Annotated in this window: 24 protein-coding genes; 13 read left to right on the forward strand and 11 right to left on the reverse strand. The window is 64.8% G+C overall.

What is annotated here, in order from left to right:
- The first annotated feature begins 18 nt into the window (after window positions 1-18).
- Window positions 19-876, forward strand: coding sequence for an MOSC domain-containing protein (locus GA0004734_RS08680; protein WP_092932968.1), 858 nt, complete (start codon window positions 19-21; stop codon window positions 874-876).
- Here the strand turns inward: GA0004734_RS08680 and GA0004734_RS08685 are convergent.
- Window positions 766-1,248: a VanZ family protein gene (locus tag GA0004734_RS08685; protein WP_092932970.1), complete on the reverse strand. Its 483-nt coding sequence runs from the start codon at window positions 1,246-1,248 to the stop codon at window positions 766-768. The genes GA0004734_RS08680 and GA0004734_RS08685 overlap by 111 nt on opposite strands.
- A gap of 203 nt (window positions 1,249-1,451) precedes the next feature.
- Here GA0004734_RS08685 and GA0004734_RS08690 point away from each other — a divergent pair, with 203 nt between their 5' ends.
- From GA0004734_RS08690 to GA0004734_RS08715, 6 genes are all read left to right on the forward strand, one after another.
- A complete protein-coding gene (locus GA0004734_RS08690; RefSeq protein ID WP_092932972.1) occupies window positions 1,452-2,690 on the forward strand; it encodes an MFS transporter in 1,239 nt (412 codons plus the stop codon).
- Between the two features lie 189 nt (window positions 2,691-2,879).
- Window positions 2,880-3,953 carry a quinolinate synthase NadA gene (gene nadA, locus GA0004734_RS08695; protein ID WP_092936084.1) on the forward strand — a complete coding sequence of 358 codons (1,074 nt, stop codon included), beginning with the start codon at window positions 2,880-2,882 and terminating at the stop codon, window positions 3,951-3,953.
- A gap of 30 nt (window positions 3,954-3,983) precedes the next feature.
- A complete protein-coding gene (locus tag GA0004734_RS08700; protein ID WP_092932974.1) occupies window positions 3,984-5,582 on the forward strand; it encodes an L-aspartate oxidase in 1,599 nt (532 codons plus the stop codon).
- 40 nt (window positions 5,583-5,622) lie between these two features.
- The gene (gene nadC, locus GA0004734_RS08705; RefSeq protein WP_092932976.1) at window positions 5,623-6,531 is read left to right on the forward strand and encodes a carboxylating nicotinate-nucleotide diphosphorylase; all 909 of its coding nucleotides are present in this window, start codon (window positions 5,623-5,625) and stop codon (window positions 6,529-6,531) included.
- Between the two features lie 114 nt (window positions 6,532-6,645).
- Window positions 6,646-7,359, forward strand: coding sequence for a sulfite exporter TauE/SafE family protein (locus GA0004734_RS08710; protein WP_092936085.1), 714 nt, complete (start codon window positions 6,646-6,648; stop codon window positions 7,357-7,359).
- Between the two features lie 148 nt (window positions 7,360-7,507).
- Window positions 7,508-8,035, forward strand: a complete 528-nt coding sequence (locus tag GA0004734_RS08715) for a superoxide dismutase family protein (RefSeq protein WP_092932978.1) — start codon at window positions 7,508-7,510, stop codon at window positions 8,033-8,035.
- 18 nt (window positions 8,036-8,053) lie between these two features.
- On the opposite strand, the gene GA0004734_RS08720 is transcribed toward GA0004734_RS08715, so the two are convergent.
- The 9 genes from GA0004734_RS08720 to GA0004734_RS08760 all read right to left on the reverse strand — a co-directional run bounded on the left by GA0004734_RS08720 (window position 8,054) and on the right by GA0004734_RS08760 (window position 14,436).
- Window positions 8,054-8,908 carry a mechanosensitive ion channel family protein gene (locus tag GA0004734_RS08720; protein ID WP_092932980.1) on the reverse strand — a complete coding sequence of 285 codons (855 nt, stop codon included), beginning with the start codon at window positions 8,906-8,908 and terminating at the stop codon, window positions 8,054-8,056.
- An 80-nt stretch (window positions 8,909-8,988) separates the two neighbouring features.
- Window positions 8,989-9,966, reverse strand: a complete 978-nt coding sequence (locus GA0004734_RS08725) for an NUDIX hydrolase (RefSeq protein ID WP_092932982.1) — start codon at window positions 9,964-9,966, stop codon at window positions 8,989-8,991.
- The gene (locus GA0004734_RS08730; RefSeq protein ID WP_092932984.1) at window positions 9,956-10,504 is read right to left on the reverse strand and encodes a tyrosine phosphatase family protein; all 549 of its coding nucleotides are present in this window, start codon (window positions 10,502-10,504) and stop codon (window positions 9,956-9,958) included. Before GA0004734_RS08730 ends, GA0004734_RS08725 begins: the two co-directional genes overlap by 11 nt.
- Complete coding sequence (locus GA0004734_RS08735; protein WP_092932986.1) at window positions 10,501-11,121, reverse strand: HD family hydrolase; 621 nt, start codon at window positions 11,119-11,121, stop codon at window positions 10,501-10,503. Before GA0004734_RS08735 ends, GA0004734_RS08730 begins: the two co-directional genes overlap by 4 nt.
- Complete coding sequence (locus GA0004734_RS08740) at window positions 11,118-11,972, reverse strand: CAF17-like 4Fe-4S cluster assembly/insertion protein YgfZ (RefSeq protein ID WP_092932988.1); 855 nt, start codon at window positions 11,970-11,972, stop codon at window positions 11,118-11,120. Before GA0004734_RS08740 ends, GA0004734_RS08735 begins: the two co-directional genes overlap by 4 nt.
- A gap of 190 nt (window positions 11,973-12,162) precedes the next feature.
- Window positions 12,163-12,879 (reverse strand): hypothetical protein, encoded by a 717-nt coding sequence (locus tag GA0004734_RS08745; protein WP_092936087.1) that lies wholly within the window; start codon window positions 12,877-12,879, stop codon window positions 12,163-12,165.
- Between the two features lie 245 nt (window positions 12,880-13,124).
- Window positions 13,125-13,394: a hypothetical protein gene (locus GA0004734_RS08750; RefSeq protein ID WP_092932990.1), complete on the reverse strand. Its 270-nt coding sequence runs from the start codon at window positions 13,392-13,394 to the stop codon at window positions 13,125-13,127.
- Window positions 13,395-13,519: 125 nt separating this feature from the next.
- Window positions 13,520-14,014 (reverse strand): TIGR02301 family protein, encoded by a 495-nt coding sequence (locus tag GA0004734_RS08755; protein WP_245292377.1) that lies wholly within the window; start codon window positions 14,012-14,014, stop codon window positions 13,520-13,522.
- Window positions 14,011-14,436 (reverse strand): NUDIX hydrolase, encoded by a 426-nt coding sequence (locus GA0004734_RS08760; RefSeq protein WP_092932992.1) that lies wholly within the window; start codon window positions 14,434-14,436, stop codon window positions 14,011-14,013. The genes GA0004734_RS08755 and GA0004734_RS08760 overlap by 4 nt, the downstream gene beginning before the upstream one ends.
- Window positions 14,437-14,551: 115 nt before the next feature.
- Between GA0004734_RS08760 and GA0004734_RS08765 the strand changes: the two genes are divergently transcribed.
- A complete protein-coding gene (locus GA0004734_RS08765; RefSeq protein ID WP_092932994.1) occupies window positions 14,552-15,352 on the forward strand; it encodes an SOS response-associated peptidase in 801 nt (266 codons plus the stop codon).
- Between the two features lie 46 nt (window positions 15,353-15,398).
- Here GA0004734_RS08765 and GA0004734_RS25920 read toward each other — a convergent pair whose 3' ends face one another.
- Window positions 15,399-15,575: a hypothetical protein gene (locus GA0004734_RS25920; RefSeq protein ID WP_175386279.1), complete on the reverse strand. Its 177-nt coding sequence runs from the start codon at window positions 15,573-15,575 to the stop codon at window positions 15,399-15,401.
- 580 nt (window positions 15,576-16,155) lie between these two features.
- Here GA0004734_RS25920 and cysS point away from each other — a divergent pair.
- The 5 genes from cysS (at window position 16,156) to cimA (ending at window position 21,437) form a co-directional block, all read left to right on the forward strand.
- On the forward strand, window positions 16,156-17,613 hold the full coding sequence (gene cysS, locus GA0004734_RS08770) for a cysteine--tRNA ligase (protein ID WP_092932996.1): 1,458 nt from the start codon (window positions 16,156-16,158) through the stop codon (window positions 17,611-17,613).
- 256 nt (window positions 17,614-17,869) lie between these two features.
- Window positions 17,870-18,355: a GFA family protein gene (locus GA0004734_RS08775; RefSeq protein ID WP_092932998.1), complete on the forward strand. Its 486-nt coding sequence runs from the start codon at window positions 17,870-17,872 to the stop codon at window positions 18,353-18,355.
- Window positions 18,352-18,843, forward strand: a complete 492-nt coding sequence (locus GA0004734_RS08780) for a GFA family protein (RefSeq protein WP_092933000.1) — start codon at window positions 18,352-18,354, stop codon at window positions 18,841-18,843. Before GA0004734_RS08775 ends, GA0004734_RS08780 begins: the two co-directional genes overlap by 4 nt.
- Complete coding sequence (pip, locus tag GA0004734_RS08785; RefSeq protein WP_092933002.1) at window positions 18,840-19,817, forward strand: prolyl aminopeptidase; 978 nt, start codon at window positions 18,840-18,842, stop codon at window positions 19,815-19,817. The genes GA0004734_RS08780 and pip overlap by 4 nt, the downstream gene beginning before the upstream one ends.
- A 3-nt stretch (window positions 19,818-19,820) precedes the next feature.
- Window positions 19,821-21,437: a citramalate synthase gene (gene cimA / locus GA0004734_RS08790; RefSeq protein WP_092933004.1), complete on the forward strand. Its 1,617-nt coding sequence runs from the start codon at window positions 19,821-19,823 to the stop codon at window positions 21,435-21,437.
- Window positions 21,438-21,516 lie beyond the last annotated feature (79 nt).

Below are 21,516 nucleotides of genomic sequence, written 5' to 3' on the forward strand. Positions count from 1 at the left end.
CGCTGAAGGACTACCCTAATGCCCGTGAACCCCAAGGTCGTCGCACTCAACATCCACCCGCTGAAAAGTGGCCGGGCGATCTCCGTCGATCACGCCGAGGTTCGGCTGGACGGCTTTGCCGGCGACCGCCGCTTCATGCTCGTCGATCCCGAAGGCACCTTCATCACCCAGCGCGAATGCCAGACGCTCGCGCAGGTCAAGGCCACGCCCCAAGAAGGTGGCGTGGATCTCGAGATGGGCGATGCGCGTCTCTCCGCTCGGTTTGCGGGCGACCGGCGCATGGGCGTCCGCGTCTGGTCGAGCAGCGTCGATGCGGCCTGCGCGGACGATGCAGCCAACGAAGTGCTGTCCGACTGGCTCGGTCGCCCGGTGCGCCTCGTGCATATGGATGACAAGGCCGAACGCACCGTGGGCGCCGAGTGGGCCGGCGAACCCGCGCCGGTCGGGTTTGCGGACGGTTTCCCTATCCTCATCACGACCATCGGTTCGCTGGAAGCGCTCAACCGGACGCTCGTGTCGAAGGGCCAGCCCATCGTCGGCATGGATCGCTTCCGCACGAACATCCTTCTCGATCACGATACGGCCTGGGAGGAGGATCTGTGGGAAGCGGTCGAGATCGGCGGCATCCGGTTCGATCTCGTCAAACCCTGCGCCCGCTGCATCATGACCACGCAGGACCAGATGACCGGCGAACGCATCGGCGGTAACCCGATCGAGGCGCTGCGGGTGGAGCGCATGTCGGCCGACCGCAGGGTTCCCGGTGTCCTATTCGGCTGGAACGCGGTACCGCGCGGCACCGGGCGCATCGCGCTCGGCGATTCCGTCCGCATCCTCTCGACCCGCACCGAGCGCTGGCCCATGAAGCATCGCGCCTGATCGGATGTTCGGGCGCTGCCTGCCGGCCAGCCAATGCCGGCGGGCGACCAGTGCCAGCTTGCCGAGGGCAAGGCCGATGACGCTGCCGAGCGACTTCACCAGTGCATCGGAAAACCGCGCGTGCCGCGTCGGCGAGATCCATTGCAGCATCTCGATGAAGAAGGCAGCGGCGATGAGAAACAGGGCAAGCGAGATCCACCGCCGCGGATAGGCGATGGCGAAGATCGCGCCCGCCAGCGCAAAAGCGGCCGCCCGGTCGAGGCCGACCATCGTCACCGTATGCGGCCGCCAGCCAAGGGGCGAGATCGTCACGGCCACGAGGCCAAGAAGGGCGGCCCATGCGGCAGCGCGGAACAGGGAACGAAGTGTCATCAAATTGTCATAGAACCGGAAGGTCCCTGTTGCAACGCACACACCCGTGAGGCCCCCGCGCCGGAAGCTCCGGGTCAACGCCGTTGATGCCGCATCAATTGCATTGATCCAGGGGTCACGCGAATTCACTTTCAGTGCGTCGTCCGCTCCCCTAATCTGAAGAACCCGCATTGCCCCATCGGCACATCTTCCGGAGCCCGATCATGTCCGCCGCAATCCCCTCCGTTGCCGCCAGCACCCCGCGCCGCGGCCTGCCGTGGCTAATCATTCTCTCGGGCTCGCTGGTGGCGATGCTGACCTTCGGGCCGCGCTCGGCCATGGGCTTCTTTCAGCTTCCCATGCTGGCGGATCTCGGCTGGGACCGCACGACGTTCGGCCTCGCCATGGCCTTGCAGAACCTCTGCTGGGGCCTGAGCCAGCCCTTCTTCGGCGCCATGGCCGACAAGTACGGCACCTGGCGGGTGCTGGCCATCTCGGGCCTGCTCTATGCGAGCGGGCTGATCATCATGGCCTTCGCAACGGCCCCTGTCTGGCTGCATGTGGGCGGCGGGGTGCTGGTCGGCCTTGCGGTCGGTGCCGGGTCCTTCGGCACCATTCTCTCCGCCTTCGCCCGCAACGTCACGCCGGAACAGCGCTCCATGGCCTTCGGCATCGGCACGGCCGCAGGGTCGGCCGGCATGTTCCTGTTCGCGCCGCTCAGCCAGGGCCTTGTTTCGGCCTTCGGTTGGTCCGACAGCCTCGTCACTCTCGGCCTGATGATGCTGGTCGTGCCGCTCGTCGCCATCCCCCTGCGCGGTAACGCCACTTCAGGGTCGCAGGCCCAGTCGGTCTACAAGCAGTCGATCGGGGAGGCGCTGAAGGAGGCGCTCGGCCATAAGAGCTACCTCCTGCTCGTGTCCGGCTTTTTCGTCTGCGGCTATCAGGTGGCCTTCATCACCGCGCATTTCCCCGCCTATATCGGCGATATCGGCATCGACGCGCGCTATGCCGTCATCGCGCTTGCCCTCATCGGCTTCTTCAACATCATCGGCTCACTCTCTGCCGGCGTCATCGGACAGCGCTATTCCAAGCCCTATTTTCTCTCGCTGATCTATATCGGCCGCTCGATCGTGGTTTCCGCGTTCCTGCTGATGCCGCAGTCCCCGCTCACCGTCCTCGTCTTCGCCATCGCCATGGGCCTGCTCTGGCTCTCGACGGTGCCGCCGACCAATGCGCTGGTGGCGATCATGTTCGGCACGCGCCATCTCGGCCTCCTCGGCGGCATCGTCTTCCTGTCGCACCAGATCGGCTCTTTCCTCGGCGTCTGGATGGGCGGCTATCTCTACGATCATTTCGGCTCCTATGATCCGGTCTGGTGGATCGGCGTCGTGCTCGGCCTGTTCGCGGCTCTCGTACACTGGCCGATCGAGGAAAAGCCGGTCGTCCGCCCCGCTGCGGCATGATGACGGGGCTTATGCTCGATGTGACAAAAAGGTGTCGCGGACGGCTTGATATCCGTCACAAAACTTTCTAATTCAGCAAGACCGGCAAAGCCGGTTTTGTTTTGATCCCATTATGCTCAATGTGAGTATATTTGCTGTCGTGGTGGAGCGGCGGAAAGCGAGGATGGCATGACCAAGGTGTTTTCGGCGATGGGCGGTCTGTCGATGGATGGCGCACCTCCACCGCGCATGACCACAGCCGCCGAGCGCTACGGCGTCCTCCCGATGCCGGACCTCACCTTTACGCCCGAGATCGCACGGGAGACCGAGCACCTCTACCAAAAGGTCCGCGACTTCATTCCGGCCTTCGAATGGCCGGTCTACGCACCCTATGTCGCAGCCATCAACCGGCTGAAACGGAAGCGCAACGCGGTCATTCTCGCGCATAATTACCAGACGCCGGAGATCTTCCACTGCGTCGCCGATATCGTCGGCGATTCCCTGCAACTGGCCCGCGATGCGACGCGGGTGGATGCCGAGATCATCGTGCAGTGCGGCGTGCACTTCATGGCCGAAACGTCGAAGCTTCTGAACCCGCAGAAGACGGTGCTCATTCCCGACTCCCGGGCCGGCTGCTCCCTGTCGGAATCGATCACGGGCGCGGATGTCCGCCTGCTGAAGCAGCGCTACCCCGGCGTGCCGGTCGTGACCTATGTCAACACCTCGGCCGACGTGAAGGCCGAGACCGATATCTGCTGCACCTCGTCCAACGTGCTCGCCATCGTCGAAAGCCTGGAGAGCGACACGGTGCTTTGCATTCCCGACGAATACCTGGCCATGAACGTCGCCAAGCAGACCAACAAGAAGATCCTGACGTGGAAGGGCCATTGCGAGGTGCATGAGCGCTTCACGGCGAGCGAGCTTCTGGCCTACAAAGCCGCCCATCCCGGCATCGAGATCATCGGCCATCCCGAATGCCATCCCGACGTGATCGCGGTCTGCGATTTCGCAGGCTCCACCGCCGGCATGATCAGCTACGTCAAGGACAAGCGCCCGCCAAAAGTGCTGCTCGTCACCGAATGCTCCATGGCTTCCAACATCCAGGCGGAGGTCGAGGGCGTCGAGTTCGTCAAGCCGTGCAATCTCTGTCCGCACATGAAGCGCATCACGCTGCCGAAAATTCTGGACAGCCTGCTGACCATGACGGACGAGGTTCTGATCGACCCTGAGATTGCCGACCGCGCGCGGATGGCCGTCGAGCGGATGATCAACCTCAAGCAGTAGTACGTTCCGAAGCCGGCGGAGGAGACTGCCATGCTGACCGATCATTTTCGTCCCCAATCCTTCAACGGCATCGATGACATCGTCATCGTCGGCGGCGGGCTCGCCGGCCTGTTCTGCGCGCTGAAACTCAGCCCGCGCCCGGTCACGGTGCTGGCCGCCGCGCCCATCGGCCATGGTGCGTCTTCGGCCTGGGCGCAGGGCGGTATCGCCGCCGCCATGAGCCCGGGCGACTCGATCGATAGCCACGTGGCCGACACGCTGACGGCCGGCGCCGGTATCGTGGACGAGAAGATGGCCCGCCGAATGGTGGCGGAAGGTCCGGCCCGGATCCACGATCTGCTGGCCTATGGCGTGCCGTTCGATCGCGATCTGGAAGGGCATCTGCTGCTGTCGCGGGAGGCTGCCCATTCCGAGCGCCGCATCGTGCGCGTGAAGGGCGATATGGCCGGGCGCGCCATCATGGAGGCCCTGATCGCCACCGTCCGGGCGACGCCGTCCATCCGCGTCATGGAAGGCTATGTCGTCGAGGAGCTGATCCGCGAAGGCCGCTTCATCGCCGGCGTCGTCGCCCGGCCGGATGCCGGGCAATCGCGCAAGCGCATCTCCTTTCCGGCGCGCGCCGTCGTGCTCTGCTCGGGCGGCGTCGGCCACCTGTTTTCCGTCACCACCAATCCGCGCGAGGCGAGCGGGCAGGGCGTGGGCATGGCCGCGCGCGCCGGCGCCATCATCGCCGATCCCGAATTCGTCCAGTTCCACCCGACCGCCATCGACATCGGCCGCGACCCGGCGCCGCTCGCAACCGAAGCGCTACGCGGCGACGGGGCGCATCTGATCGACCGGAACGGTCGCCGCTTCATGCTCGACATCCACCCCGACGGCGAGCTCGCCCCGCGCGATATCGTCTCGCGCGGCGTCTTCGCCGAGGTTGCGGCCGGTCGCGGCGCCTTCCTCGATTGCCGCAAGGCGGTGGGCGCGCATTTCCCGCAGGCTTTCCCCACGGTCTATGCCTCCTGCAAGGCGGCAGGCATCGATCCGGTGACACAGCCGATCCCTGTCGTGCCCGCCGTCCACTACCACATGGGCGGTATCCTCACCGACGCGGAGGGCCGCACCTCGATCGACGGTCTGTGGGCGGCCGGCGAGGTGACGTCCACCGGCGTGCATGGCGCAAACCGCCTTGCGTCGAACTCGCTGCTCGAGGCGGTCGTCTTCGCCGCGCGGATCGCCGAGAACATCCAGGGCATGCTGCCGGCGCCGCGCCAGGGCAACTGGGCTGGAAATGCCGGCGAGAGCGACGACCTCGTGACGGTCGAGGACAGTCCGCAACTGCGTGAACTTCGCCGCACCATGTCCGCCCATGCCGGCGTCATCCGCGACCGGGCGGGCCTCTTGACCGCCGCCCGCACCATCGCCGCGCTGGAGCGCGACACGCCGCGCCTGCGGTTTGCCAATATCGTCACGACCGCCAAGCTGATCGTCGCCGGCGCGCTCCTGCGCGAGGAGAGCCGTGGCGGGCACTTCCGCTCCGACTTCCCTGAGCCTGGCGCGCAATGGCAGCACCGCACCTTCATGACGCTTACCGAGGCGAACCGCGTCGTCGACGATGCGACGGAAACCGCCATAGTCTGACGATCGCTTCCCGCCGACGCACCGTTTCGAGAGACCGCCGATGACCGCTCTGCCACCCTACCTTCCCACGCTTATGGTCGAGGATATCGTTCGCGCCGCTCTTCTCGAAGATCTCGGCCGCGCCGGAGATATCACCACGGCCGCCACCATCGCCCCGCATCTCGTGGCAACCGCGACGATGAACGTCCGGGAAGCCGGCGTCGTCGTCGGCCTCGATCTCGCCCGTGCCGCCTTCCTTCTCGTGGATCCGACGCTGACCTTCGAAGCACTGGCTGGCGACGGTGCCCGTGTCGCCGCGGGCTCCACCATCGCCCGGATCTCCGGCCCGGCGCGCGGCCTCCTGTCGGCGGAGCGAGTGGCGCTGAATTTTCTGATGCATCTGAGCGGCGTCGCGACCACCACCGCCCGCTATGCCGACGCCATCGCCCATACGGCGGCAAAGGTCTGCTGCACCCGCAAGACCCTGCCGGGTCTTCGTGCCGTCGAGAAATATGCCGTGCGGCTCGGTGGCGGGTCCAATCATCGCTATGGTCTCGACGATGCGATCCTGATCAAGGACAACCACATCGCGGTGTCCGGCGGCGTCGCCCCGGCCATCCGCGCGGCCCAGGCCTATGCCGGTCATCTGGTCCGGGTGGAGGTCGAGGTAGACGGGCTGGAGCAGATGGGGCAAGCGCTGACGGCCACGCCGGACGCCATCCTTCTCGACAATATGCGCCCGGACCTTCTGCGCGAGGCCGTGGCGCTGAACGCCGCGCATTGGGCGCTCGCGGCGGGCGACTACGCAGGCGACCGGAGGCGCACGCGCCTCGAGGCGTCCGGAAACGTTGCTCTCGACACCATCGCCGCCATTGCCGAGACGGGTGTGGACTATATCTCCACCTCGAAGATCACCATGGCGGCGCCGACGCTGGACATCGGTCTGGATATCGGGATCGAGAGGCCTTAACAGAGCAGTGCAGACATTTTCACAGCCCGGTTTCTGACCACGGGAAACCTGCCGGGCGCGAGATGGCTTGCGCTGCATAGACGACAACGGAGACGGCATTTGAGCGATATCTGGATGTTCATCCTCATCGGCTTTTTCGCGCAATTGGTCGATGGCGCGCTCGGCATGGCCTTCGGGGTCCTCTGTACCACCGCTCTGCTCGCCTTCGGCATGCCGCCGGCGGTGGCAAGCGCCATGACGCACATCACCGAAGTCTTCACCACGGCAGCCTCCGGCGCGTCCCATGTCTGGCAGCGCAATGTCGACTGGAAGCTCGTGATGCGCCTCGCGCCAGCCGGCATGGTCGGCGGCATCCTCGGCGCCTACGTTCTCTCCAATATCGACGGCAAGGTCATCGAGCCCTTTATTTCCGTCTACCTCATCCTCATCGGCATCTACATTCTCATCAAGGCCTTCCGGCCGATGTTCCAGCGTGACGTGCATGACTGGACGGTGCCGCTGGTCGGCTTCGCGGGCGGCGGTCTCGATGCGGCGGGCGGCGGCGGCTGGGGGCCGATCGTCACGACCTCTCTCATCGGACGCGGCCATGACCCCAAAAAGGTCATCGGCTCGACCAGCCTCACCGAGTTCGCCGTGACGCTGACGATCTCCGCCACCTTCATCGTCACACTCGGCTGGTCGCAACTCGATGCGGCCGTCGGCCTCATCATCGGCGGCGTCCTTGCAGCCCCGATCGGCGCCTATATCGTCAAGCACCTGCCGGTTCGCCCGCTGATGATTGCCGTCTCCCTTATCATCATCGCCACCTCCGTCGTCCGCTTCTTCTGATCTTAAGCGCGTTCCGTCCGCCGTCACGCGCTTGTGCGGGAACCTCGCGCAGTCCGGAACGTTGGGTTCATGCCATTCTTCAAATACGTCATGAATGCAACCCGGAGTCCTCAAATCCTAGGACCGGGAACACCAGGGAAGGACCACCATGACCTCTACGATCATCACTCTGGCTGCAGCCGCCCTTGCGGCCACCGTCTCCGCAGCGGTGCCCGCTGCTGCGCAAATGCAGTCCCAGACCGCCAGCGCCAGTTTCGTCGGAAAGGACGACAAGGAGACCGGACGCGCGCTCCTGACCGCCGGCAAACACGGTGTGCTCATGGAAGTCGAAGTCACCGGCCTGCCGGCGGGCACCTGGGTTGCCTTCCACGTCCATGAGACCGGAAAGTGCGATCCAGCGCATGCGCACGCCTCGGCCGGTGCGCACTTCAATCCCGACAAGACGGAACACGGCTTCCTCGCCGCCAATGGCCCGCATGCCGGGGATATGCCCAATCAATATGTCGGCGCCGATGGTACGCTCCGCGCCCAGGTCTTCAACAGCATGGTGACGCTGGACGACAAGACCAACGGCATTCGCGGACGTGCGCTGATGATCCACGCCAAGCCCGACGACAACCGAAGCCAGCCGTCAGGCGACGCGGGCGATCGTCTCGCCTGCGCCGTCATTCAGTAAATCCGGCCGAACTTCGGATCAGGGATCGAGAGGACCGGGGTCATCGCCCCGGTCTTCGTCTGTATGGGACTCGGGCTCCGGCTTCACCGCGAACTCGTCCTTCACCTGCTTCAGCATGCTGCGTGTCGTTGCCCACCAGTTCGGCGTCGAGACCCAGTAGCGCAACGTCACCGTCGCGCCGTCGCCTGCAAGCTCGGAGATGAACACCGCCGGCGCGGGGTTCTTGAGCACGTTGTCGTTACCACGAGCGATGTCCAGCAGCCTCTGCATCGCATCGTCGATATCCTGATCCGCACCGACGGAGATCGCCAGGTCATGCTTGCGCGTCGGCAGGCGGCTGAAATTGCGCACCGGCGTGTTCCACAGCGTCGAATTGGGCGCAAGCCTGTAGACGCCGTCGGAATCCACGAGCTCCGTCGCGAAAAGCCCGATCTCGCGGATCGTGCCGGCCACGCTGGAGGTCTCGATGGATTCGCCCACCCGGAAGGGCCGGAGAACCAGCAGCATGATGCCGGCCGCGATGTTCTGCAGCGTGCCCTGCAACGCAAGGCCGATGGCGAGGCCGGCGGCACCGAGTGCCGCGATGATCGAGGCCGTCTGCACGCCGAACTGCCCCAGCACCGTCACGAAGACCAGCACCAGCAGGGCATAGCGGATGATGTTGGAGAAGAACCGGGCCAGCGTCTCGTCGATGCCATGAACGCGCTTCAGGCCGGCATAGGCCCAGTTGTGCAGCAGTCGGGCGATGAGCCAACCGGCGCAGAGCAGCACCAGCGCGCCCACGATCGAGAAGGAATATTGCACAGCCAAGGCGGACGCCTGGCTGAGCGCCGTTCGGGTGGCAAGGATGACGTCTGGCTGTTGTGGTTCCATGAATGGCCCTCTTCGTTTGAAGGAGGGGACATGGGGCGGAAGCCTTGTGGGTCAACCGGTCGGCTCAGGCTTGGTACGCTTCAGCGACTGCCGAGCTTCAGGCCCGGTGCCGGTCGCTCATCGAGGATCTGCCGGCGAAACCGGAAGAGCGCGGCCGGGCGTCCGCCCGTTGCGCTGGTCGTCATGCCCGTCGGCTCCACGAGCGACGCGCCCTCCACCAGCCGCCGAAAGTTCTGCTTGTGCAGATGTCGCCCAGAGATCGCCTCCACCGCACCCTGCAGATCCGTCAAGGTGAACTCCGGTGGCATGAGTTCGAAGATGACCGGCCGGTATTTGATCTTCCCCCGCAGCCGCGCCACGGCAGTGGCGACGATCCGACGGTGGTCGTGGCGCATGGCCTGACCGACGGGTTCGTGAGCCCGGTTCGCATCGATGGCGTCGTGCCCCTGTGTGTCGCTTGCCGCCTCCGCGACGAGCCCTGCCTCATAAAGCAGTTCGTAGCGCTCCAGCACGCGCTCCTCGTCGAAAGGAAAATCGTCGAGCCCGAAGGCAAGCCGGATACGGCTGCGCCGGCTGGCGGGGTCCGCACGCTCCCAAGTGGCGAGCGCCGGCAGGATGACGCGATCGAGCACCGGGGGGCGCCCGTGCCGCCAATCCTCCCAGGGCAGGTAGACATACCATTCCCGCCAGTCGGCTCCGGCCTGCGACAGGCGCAGGGTCGTCTCCGCATCGCTGCGGGTCAGGGCGAGATAGCCGACCGAGACCATGTGCAGGCGGTCTTCGTTCGCCAGCCGCTGCCGGCCACGGTCGCCGAAGGTGTAGAGCTGCTCGATATAGCCGAGATCGAGCGCCGTCTGCTGCTCGACGCGCGCGCGCAGGCTGGTTTCGAAGGTGCGATGCGTGGCGGGGTTGAACGGGCCGAAGGGAAGGGCATCCCGCCCGCCATCACCGCCCTCGCTGACCACGAGAATGCGCGGTGTCCGCTCGACCATCGCGACGATGGCCGCGTTCAGGCCGATCTCGACGGTCATGCCGCCCGGCACCGGCTCACCCGGCATCGGCAGGCACCACCATAGCAGCCGGGTGCGGATCGAACACGAACGGCGTGTTGCCATCGGCGTCCCTGCCGCGGCCGATGCGTTTCATGGCGGCGATCAATCGGCCGTTCCGGCCGAGCATGGCATCGCCGATGGCGATCAGCCGGGCATTGGGCGTGGCAAAGGGCGATGCCGCGCGCAGCCGGTCGGCCAGCGCGTCGTCGTCCTGATCGGGCGCGATGGCGAGCGCGGCGATGGCAGCGGCGGCGGGGGAGCGGGAAACGCCCATCCAGCAATGGACGAGCAGCGGCGTCTCCCGCTGCCAGCCACGCGCAAAGGCAACGATGCCATCGACATGCTCTTCGGCGGGCGCGATCAGCTTTTCATTGCCGGCGAAGGTGATGTCGTTCAGCCCCAGCGTCAGGTGGCGCCCGGCGGCAATCACGCCCGGCCGGTGGAACGTGTGTCCGACCGCCATCAGGCTCAGCATGTCGAGACAGCCGTGCCGCACGGCCATTTCGCCGATCCGGGCCAGCGGCGAGACGATGATGAGGCTCATGGTTCCGCTCTTTCCGACACGCGAACGCCCGCGCGCTCCGCTTCGATCGCCTCGAACCGCGCGATGAACAGCCGTTGCGCCTCGAGCGCGGGCAGGGGCTGCATCGTCAACATCTCGCAGGTGATGCCGCGCGGCTGCCCAAAAATACGCCGTGCTTCCTCCTGCGTGAAGCCGGCCAGGACGGTCGCTTCGAAAAAGGCCGCGATCTGGTCAGCCTTCTTGATCCGCTCCTTTACGGCCTCCGGTGTGATCGGCGGCAGACCGAACCGCAGGTGGATCGCGCCTTCCAGCCGCTTCTCGACCGCCTTGTAGCCACCGCCGACGACGGCCTTGAACGGGGAGATCATATCGCCGATCACATATTCAGGCGCATCGTGCAGCAGAGCCATCTGGCATTCCGATGCACTTGGCCGTCCGTTGCGGCGAAAGATCTCCTCGACCACGAGAGAGTGTTGGGCGACCGAGAAAGCGTGCGGCCCATCGGTTTGCCCGTTCCACCGCGCCACGCGCGCAAGCCCGTGCGCGATGTCGGAAAGCTCGACGTCGAGCGGCGAGGGATCGAGCAGATCCAGCCGCCGGCCGGAAAGCATGCGCTGCCAGGCCCGTGGCGACATCAGGCGCCAGCCTCGGACGTTTCGGTGTTGGGGGAGGGTACGGGAAAGGCGAGCCCGGTCCAGGCGGGCAGCGCCAGCGCCACCTTGACGTCGCCCGCCAGGATGTCGGTCTGGCTTGCCAGCGCGTCGCCAACTTTGTCGATCCGCACGATCGCAAGTCCCGAGCGACCGGCTACGCTGCCGAGCGTGCCGATCGGCTTGCCGCCGGCCGTGATCGCCGTGCCGGACGTCGGCAGGTCGGAGATGCCCTCGACCGTCACCACGCGCCGCCGCGCCGTGCCACGGTGCTGCATGCGGGAGACGACTTCCTGCCCGACATAGCAGCCCTTGCGGAACGACAGCCCGCCATTCTTGTCGAGAAGGATGTCGTGCGGAAAGGCATCCTGCAGCGCATAGTCCGCGCCGGACACCGCAATGCCGGCGGCGATCCGAGCGTCATCGACACGTCCTTCGGTGTCGGCAATGCCCGTGGTGCCATAGATCCGGTAGGCCGGAGAACCCGACATTGCAAAGCGCACGTCGAGCAGCGCACCCTCGACCGCATCGAACGACACGGCGACATCGATCTCGGTGTCCAGAGCGAGCGTGATGGGTGCGCGGAGCTTGTAGAGCGTCAGCCGCTTCAGGAGGGGAGGCGCTTGCTCGGTGCTGGTCTCCAGCCGCAGGCCCGTTTCCGTCCGGCTCACCAGAAAGTCGAACAGGATCTTGCCCTGCGGCGTCAGGAGCGCGCCGGGGCGCACTTCGTCCGCTGTCAACTGCATGACATCGGTGGTGATCAGCGCCTGCAGAAATTCGACCGCCGTCTCTCCGGAAACGATGACGAGGGCGCGATCTGGGACTGCAAAGAGAGACATGGTCGATCCTGACAGGGCTGACACGCCCGGCAAATGCAAAATGAGACGCGTCCCCGCTGCGAACGCCGATCTGCGTACCCTTGATACCCGAGCAACCGGAATGGCCGGGGGATACGCGGCGGATCGTTAAAAGGTAGGCTCTCGCCTGGCGCCCTGCAAGCGTCTACCGGTCCTCACACGTGATCCGGCGTCAGTCGCCGCCGATGAAGAACTTCCATTGCCCGTCGGGCGTAATGCCGATGCGGTAGAAGTTGTAACTGCCGAATTCCTGCATGGACGCGACGTCGCCCGCCGTAACGAGGCGCATCAGGTCCACCTTTTCAGGCGGCGTGAGGCTGTCGAGCGACTTGGCGGCGAAATAAGGCCAGACATACATCTCGTCCGGCGTTCCCTTGTCGATCACGGTGAAGCCGGTAGAAAGCACGTCGAGCATGATGGCAAGAATTTCGAGCCCGTCGGCATCGCCGGACAAGCCTTTCACGGCGGCGACGGGATCGGTTTCCTCCTCGCTGTCGCCGATGGCGGTTGCTGTTTCACCCTTGCCGAGCAGCGGGCGCAGGCGCTCGATATCGCCGGAAGCGGCGGCCTCGACGATGAGCTCGCGCATCCGGGCGACGGGCTTCGGAATCTTGGAAATATCGGTCAGCACCTCGACAGGCCCGTCCTCCGCCTCGGCGGCCGGCGTCGTGCCCCTATGCTGCCCCGGCGTCTGATCATCGGTCTTGCCCTGCCGCGGCTGCGCCGTCGGCTTGTTCACCAGCGGGTCGGGCATGGGTATGGCGCCGGGCGCGCTCGGAGAAACCGCGTCGTCCTTGTTTGGCTCAGCTGGTGCATTCGGCTCTTCCGCTGCCGCATCACCCGGAATCGTGCGCAGCTGGCTCAGCGCAAAAGCCGGTGCCGCGGGCATGAGACATGTCGAGGCAAGAAGGGCGGTGAACGCAAGCGCACCAAGAAGAGCGGATGGAGTCCGGCTGTTCGACGACCGTGTCATGGCACTCTCGTTCCGGCTGGGGCGTCGGCTCATGCATATCGCCCGAAAATGTACGGCGGTTTCAGAACGGCGACATGCATGAAAACAGTGACGTAAAGCGCGTTGCATGTGTCCCTTTTCACGCGATGCGCTAGAAGGGGCGGGTCCATAGAAGGCAGCGGTTATTGAAGCGAACGCTGCGGGGAAAACTCGCCGGCGAGCATGCGCTCACGCAGGGAATTCAGCATGGCCTCGGCACTGTCCTCGCCATGCAGGCGGATCGTCTCGCGCATGGCGAGCGCGATGGCGGCATCGGCGATGATTTCCGGCTCGATTCCATCGGCCATACCATCTGCCCAAGCCTCGTTCTGATGTTCCAGCGCCGCCTGCATCTTCTCGTGGACGATCATGTCGTCGATCTCGTTGAGGCTCTGTTCCATCGACCGTTCCATGCAATTATACGCTTTCACATCACGCCGCATCGGAATCGCGGCGGCACTTGTTACCATGGTCTTAACAAGACTAGCAGTCTTTTACCGAAACGACACGGCCCGTTCGAAAAAAGGTTAACGGAGCCCTAATTTCCGAACCGCGAGACGATTTCGGCGGCCAGTGTTGCCCCTTCGTCACGGTAACGCTGGTCGGCCAGCACGGCGCTCGGGGTACAGCTTGTATAGACCGAGGCGAAACTGCGATAGCCCCTGTTGAAGGCGGCGGTCAGCCGCGCCTTGCGATCCGGCTCCGCGCCGGCCTCCCGGTCGATCAGCGCCTGCATGTCGGCGCGCCATTCCCCGGCCTTCGCATCCCCGCAGAGCGTTCGCAGATAGGTGACGGAACCCACGATCTCCGCCATCCGCAGAAGCCTTGCGTCGTATGGTGTCGGCTTTATCGCATGCGCATCGACGCCCGGCGCAGGCGGGCGATCCGTGGCCGGCTGCGCCTGGGCTGAGGGCAGCGGCAAGCTGAACAGCATGAAAAGGCCGGCAAGAGCAGGGCGGAGGGGAATCTCGAAGGTCATGCCAGCAAAAATGCCCGGTTCCGTCGATTTCGCAAGTCCCGGCTTCCCCGTCATTCCCTCATGGCTTCCAGCCGGGCGATGCAATCGCGCACGCTCGGCGGGGCCGGCAGGTCGGCAATCTCGGCGGCGGTGTACCAGCCAAGGCTCGCCGCATCGTCCCCGGCGACCGCTTCGGCGTCGATATCCGCCTCGACGCGAAACACCGAGAGGAAGAAATGCCGCCCGCCCGCGCCATCCGCTGTGTCCACAGGCAGGTCGTAGGTCGCAAAGAGCACCGGCACTGAGCCCGTGATGCCGGTCTCCTCGAACAGTTCCCGCACCGCCGTTTCCGCCGGCGTTTCGCCGGGCTCTGCCCGCCCGCCCGGAAAGGCGAACATGTCGGCAGATGGCGGCTTGGAGCGGCGCACGAGCAGGTAGCGACCGTTGCGCACGACGATGGCGGAAGAAGCGAGGGCAGGCGGCGGAGAGGCAGTCATGGCGGTTCCGTTATGGCGTTGCGGACGAATCGATCCTATATCAGCCGGAGGGGCGAGCGCGATCGAATGCGGGACGCGACGCCCCGAGAGTTCGGTAAGGACAGGGGGCGACATCATGTGCGGACGCTATGCCCTGACGGTCACGCCCGAAGAGCTTGAGGAGGCGCTGGCCGTCATCGACGCTGGCGACTTTCCGCCGCGCTACAATATCGCGCCAACCCAGCCGATCATCGTCATCACCGCAGCAGACCGCACCGACCCGCGCAGCAACACGCCGCCACGCCGGACAGCGCTCGTGCGCTGGGGCTTTCTGCCCGGCTGGGTCAAAGACCCGAACGATTTTCCGCTGCTCCTGAACGCGCGCGCCGAAACGGCCATCGAGAAGGCCTCGTTCCGTGCGGCCATGCGTCACCGCCGCGTGCTCGTGCCGGCATCAGGCTTCTACGAGTGGAGACGCCATCCCAAGGAAAGCGGTCTGCCGTCACAAGCTTACTGGATCCGGCCGAAATCCGGCGGCCTCGTCGCTTTCGGCGGCCTGATGGAAACATGGGCCTCTGCCGACGGCTCGGAGATGGATACGGGCGCGATTCTCACGACCCGTTCCAACACGGCGATGTCTTTCATTCATGAGCGAATGCCCGTGGTGATCCGGCCTGAAGACTTCGCCCGGTGGCTCGATTGCAAGACGCAGGAGCCGCGCGACGTTGCCGACCTGATGGTGCCGGCCGATGAAAACCTGTTCGACGTCGTGCCGGTTTCCGACGCCGTCAACAAGGTCGCCAATACGACGCCCGATATCCAGACCCCCGTCGACCTCACGGCGTTGGCGCATGCGCCGCCAAAGCCGGACAGAAAGAAGCCCGCACCGGCAGGACCGCCGGAGGATGGGGACAGTCCTCAACTCATGCTGTTCTGATCACGCTGGTAACGGCAGGCCTCGTGAGGCGCGTCTTGGCGAGCGATCAGTGCTCGCGCCAGTCGCGAACGCGATCGGCAGCCTTTGCCGGCTGCGCCGATGCTTTGGGCTTCTGATGCAGCGCCGCGGCAGCGACGGCCTTCAGGCCCAGCGGGCGATAGCGATCGACCAGCTTTTCGTTCTTGGCTTCGGCCTCTGCCGTGTCTGTCTTGCGTTCCGTCATGTCACTCTCTCCTGAATAAGGTTTCGTCCCGGGTCGGGCGCCGCTTGGAGAAGCCATCTTTCGACGATTACAACCTGCAGCACCTCGTTCGTTCCCGGAGATCCGAACGTCTCGCATTGTCCCCGCAAGCTCGAATCTCCTGAAATTCTACGGCTTTCAAACGTTTTAATCATGACAAATTCATGTCCATCCTGCGAGCATTTTGCGCGCTAAAGTATGCTGCAATGCAACCGGATTCATGCTGCGGTGCAATCGAGCGTCTGACGTGATCTGATCCCTTGCTCCAGTGGCCAAGTCTCCAGACGGAAGGGAGGACCCTCTTGACCCAATGGGCGAACCCCCTTGACCAAGGGGGTGGGAACGGCGATAAAGCCACCATGAAAACGGAAACCTGCATTTTCTGCGGCTCGATAATTCGCTAGCGCTTGCCGCTGGCCATTTCCGTTTCGTCTCCTTAACCAAGACCAGGATGAGAACGCGAAGGCCGGCAGGCCGGCGCGCGTGATCTGCGGCGGCCTGCCGCCGGATGCATGATTTGCGACGCTGACGGCGAAAAGCACTGACAAGGGAGACGATACGCATGACGGACGTGCCGGCACTGAGGCTCTACAATACGCTGACGCGCGAAAAGACCGTGTTTGCGCCGATCGATGCCGGCAATGTCCGTCTTTATGTCTGCGGCCCGACCGTCTACGACTTCGCACATATCGGCAATGCGCGCCCGGTCATCGTGTTCGACATCCTCTTCCGCCTGCTGCGCCATCTCTATGGCGAGACGAACGTCACCTATGTCCGCAACATCACCGACGTCGATGACAAGATCAACGCGCGCGCGCTGCGCGACTTCCCGGATCTGCCGCTGAACGAGGCGATCCGCGCCGTCACGGAGAAGACCGAGACGCAGTTCGTGGACGATGCACGCGCACTCGGTTCGCTGGAGCCGACCGTCCAGCCGCGCGCCACCGAGAACATCGCCGAGATGATCGCGATCATCGAGGCGCTGATCACGCGCGGACATGCTTACGTTGCCGCTGGTGAGGTCCTGTTCGACACGACGTCGATGGCGGATTACGGCGCGCTCTCGCACCGCAATCTCGACGAACAGCAGGCCGGCGCTCGCATTGCCGTCGATGCGCATAAGAAAAGTCCCGGCGACTTCGTGTTGTGGAAGCTCTCCTCCGACAACGAACCCGGCTGGGAAAGCCCATGGGGCCGTGGCCGCCCGGGCTGGCATATCGAATGCTCCGCCATGAGCCACCGCTATCTCGGCGAAACCTTCGACATTCACGGCGGCGGGCTCGATCTGATCTTTCCCCACCACGAGAACGAGATCGCCCAATCGCGTTGCGCCCACGGCACGGCGAACATGGCGAACGTCTGGATGCACAACGGCTTCGTGCAGATCGAGGGCCGCAAGATGTCGAAGTCGGACGGCAACTTCGTCACGATTCACAACTTGCTGCACACGGAAAACTTCGGCGGCCGGACATGGCCGGGGGAGGTCCTGCGCCTTGCCATGCTGATGACGCACTATCGCCAGCCGATCGATTTCAGCCTCAAGCGGCTGGAAGAGGCGCAAGGCATCGTGCGCCGCTGGGCCGACGCCAAGGTTCGCATCACGGCGCTCGTGGCGGAAAGCCCGGAGATGCCCGCCTGGGTCCTGCCGCCGGAAAGCCCTGTTCTCGACGATCTCAACCTCTATCCCGTCATCACCGGCATGAACCAGCTTGCCGCCGAGGCAATGAAGGGCGACCTCGATGCCGCCGCCACCTTTTTCGGGCTTCTGGATCTGATGGGCTTCGAGGCGATCGAGCATCTGAGCCAGCAGGCGACGGATCTGGACCTCAGCCTTGCCGGCGAGGATACATGGGCCGGCGTGGCCCAGCGGATCGAGGAACGGCTGGCGCTTCTGAAGGCCCGGAACTTCGCGGAGGCCGACCGCATCCGGGACGAGCTTCTCGCGCAAGGCATCCAGCTGAAGGACGGCAAGGACGCGGCGACCGGTGAGCGGGTAACGACCTGGGAGGTCAAGCGCTAGAGGCGGCTGGCAAACGGCTTGCGTCGAGCGCCGGATCGGCATGGAATGGGGAATGGGGAATGGGGAATGGGGAATGGGCGGAATCGCCGGATCGGCCGGCGAGACGCAATGATCGATGTCTGGCGTGGGAGAAGAATGCGATGATCCGTTCGTTCATGCGATGCTTGCGCACGACGATTCAGACTGTGAGCGGCCGGCGTCACACCTCTGACGCAGCAGGGTTTTCGGCTATTCCTAACCAGAAAGGAATCGTATCATGACCGATGATCGTCACGCCGGCGGCTGCCAGTGCGGTGCCGTCCGCTTCCGGGTGGAAGGCGCTCTTGGCGACGCCTCGGTCTGCCACTGCCGCATGTGCCAGAAGGCATCGGGCAGTTTCTACATGCCGCTGGTCTCCGTGCGACAGGCAAAGCTCGTCTGGACACGGGGGCAGCCGAAGCACTTCCAGTCCTCCAACCATGTCCGCCGCGGCTTTTGCGCCGACTGCGGAACGCCGCTGACCTATGAGGCGCCGGATGGTGTGGCGCTGGCCATTGCCACCTTCGATGCCCCTGAGGGGATCGCGCCCGTTATCCAATGGGGCACGGAGGCCAAACTCCCCTGCGTCGACGGCATCCGCGACCTTCCCGAGCAGGACACGATGGCCGACATCACGGCCGCGCCTTTTCTGAGTACGCTGGTGTCCTATCAGCACCCCGACCACGAGACCGACCATTGGCCACTGCTGGAGAGACCGCAATGAGCGACGACGTGAGAACAGGTGGCGAGAGAACGGGCGGCTGCCAGTGCGGCGCCGTGCGCTTCCGAATCCAAGGCAAGCTCGGCCGCCCGTCGATCTGCCATTGCCGCATGTGCCAGAAGGCCTTTGGCGGCTTCTTCGGTCCTCTGATTACCGCTCCTGAAAACGGATTGACCTGGAGCCGGGGCGAACCTGCATGGTTTCAGTCGTCCATCAATATCGCCCGTGGCTTCTGCGCCTCCTGCGGCACGCCGCTGGCCTATCGCCATCCCGGCGGGCTCGAAATCGCCATCGGCGCCTTCGATGATCGCACGGATCTCGCGCCGCAGATACAGGTCAATGTCGAGGCCCGCATCCCCTGGGTCACCACCATTTTCGACCAGCCGGTGCATAGCGATCCCGACTACTACGCCCAGCAGGAATCCGTCATTTCCTTTCAGCACCCCGATCACGATACGGCCGACTGGCCAAGCCATGGACTGAGCCTATGACCTTCCAGCACGACGCCGACAGCCTGCGCGGCCTCTATCCGCCGATCGAAGCCTATGCCTCTGGCCATCTCGATGTCGGCGACGGGCATTCGATCTACTGGGAACGCTGCGGCACACCCGGCGCCAAGCCCGCCGTGTTCCTGCATGGCGGACCCGGCGGCACCAGCGGCCCGAACCACCGTCGCCTGTTCGACCCCGCGCTCTACGACGTGCTCCTCTTCGACCAGCGCGGCTGCGGCAAGTCCACGCCGCATGCGGGGCTCGAGGCGAACACGACCTGGCATCTGGTGGCGGATATCGAGCGCCTGCGCGAGATGGTGGGGGTCGATAAATGGCTCGTCAATGGCGGCTCCTGGGGCTCGACGCTAGCGCTCGCCTATGCCGAAACTCACCCGGAGCATGTCTCCGAACTCGTGCTGCGCGGCATCTACACGCTGACCAAGGCCGAACTCGACTGGTACTACCAGTTCGGCGTGTCCGAGATGTTCCCCGACAAGTACGAACGCTTCGTCGCGCCCATTCCGCCCGATGAGCGTCACGAGATGATGCAGGCCTACTATCGCCGCCTGACGGGCGACGATCTGGCGTTGCGCCGCGACGTGGCCAAGGTCTGGAGCACGTGGGAGGGCGAGACGATCACGCTGCTGCCGCAGCCGGACACGAGCAGCAAGTTCGCCGAAGACGATTTCGCCGATGCCTTCGCCCGGCTGGAAACGCACTATTTCGTGCATGCCGGATGGATGGACGAAGGCCAGCTCGTGCGCGATGCCCACCGCCTCCACGGCATTCCCGGCGTCATCATTCAGGGCCGTTACGACATGCCATGCCCTGTAAAATACGCCTATGCCCTGCACAAGGCATGGCCGCAGGCGGAGTTCCATCTGGCCGAAGGCGCCGGCCATGCGATGAGCGAGCCCGGCATCCTCGACCGCATGATCCGGGCCACGGACACCTTTGCCGGCAAGGAAGCCTGATCCATGAAACGCGCGCGCATCTTTCTCTTCGACACGACCCTTCGCGACGGCCAGCAGACGCCCGGCGTCGACTTTTCCGTCGAGGACAAGATCGCGATCGCCTCCATGCTCGACGATTTCGGCATGGACTATGTTGAGGGCGGGTACCCCGGCGCGAACCCGACGGATACCGCCTTCTTCGCCAAGCGCCGCACCCGCAACGCCCGCTTCGTCGCTTTTGGCATGACCAAGCGCACCGGGGTGTCCGCCGCCAACGATCCGGGGCTTGCTGCTCTTCTGCAGTCGGCAAGCGACACGATCTGTCTCGTAGCGAAGAGCTGGGATTATCACGTCGCCGTCGCGCTCGGCTGCACCAATCAGGAAAATCTCGACAACATCGAGGCCTCCGTGGAGGCCGTCGTGAAAAGCGGCCGCGAGGCCATGGTCGATTGCGAGCATTTCTTCGACGGCTACAAGGCGAACCCCGATTACGCGCTCGCCTGCGCCCGGGCCACGTACGATGCCGGCGCGCGCTGGGTCGTGCTCTGCGACACCAACGGCGGCACGCAGCCGGAGGAGATCCGCACGATCGTCGCGGCCGTCATCGCCGCCGGCATCCCGGGCGACCGCCTCGGCATCCACGCGCATAACGATACGGGGCAGGCGGTGGCCAATTCGCTGGCCGCGGTCGAGGCCGGCGTTCGCCAGATCCAGGGTACGCTCAACGGCATCGGCGAGCGCTGCGGCAATGCCAACCTCGTCACGCTCATCCCGACGCTCGCGCTGAAGGACGTCTATGCCAGCCGCTTCGAGACGGCTATCGATACCGAAAGGCTGCAGGAGCTGACAAAGCTTTCCCATGCTTTCGACGAACTGCTGAACCGCTCGCCCGACCACCAGATGCCCTATGTCGGTGCCTCCGCCTTCGCCACCAAGGCGGGCATTCACGCCTCCGCGCTGCTGAAGGACCCGCGCACCTACGAGCATGTGACGCCGGAGAGCGTCGGCAACCTGCGCAAGGTCATGGTGTCGGATCAGGGCGGCAAGGCCAATTTCATCAATGCCTTGAAGCGCCGCGGCATCGTCGTCGGCAAGGACGACCCGCGTCTCGACAAACTGATTTCCATCGTCAAGGAGCGCGAGGCGACCGGCTATGCCTATGAGGGCGCCGATGCGAGCTTCGCCATCCTCGCCCGCCGCACCCTTGCCCACGTGCCGGATTTCTTCCATGTCGAAAGCTTCCGTGTCATGGTCGAGCGCCGCTTCGACGCAAACGGTCAGCTGAAGACGGTTTCCGAAGCCGTCGTTCGCGTCTTCATCGATGGCGAGGAGACGCTCTCTGTTGCCGAAGGTCACGGTCCCGTTAACGCGCTCGATCTCGCCTTGCGCAAGGATCTCGGCAAATACCAGCACGAGATCGCCGACCTCGAACTCGCGGACTACAAGGTCCGCATCCTCAACGGCGGCACGGAGGCCATCACCCGCGTCCTCATCGAATCCACCGATGGCACCGGCGCCCGCTGGTGGACCGTCGGCGTTTCCGACAACATCATAGACGCCTCGTTCCAGGCACTGATGGACAGTATCGTGTTCAAGTTGCTGAAGAACCGCGACGGCGCGGTGGCGGCTGCGGCGGAGTAGATCAGTCCTCGGAAACGCGAAGATCGCGGCCGCGATGGAAGATGCGAATGATGGTCACTTGCTCATCCTTCACCTGAAA

It is taken from the genome of Rhizobium sp. 9140, from assembly GCF_900067135.1.
GTDB lineage: Bacteria > Pseudomonadota > Alphaproteobacteria > Rhizobiales > Rhizobiaceae > Ferranicluibacter.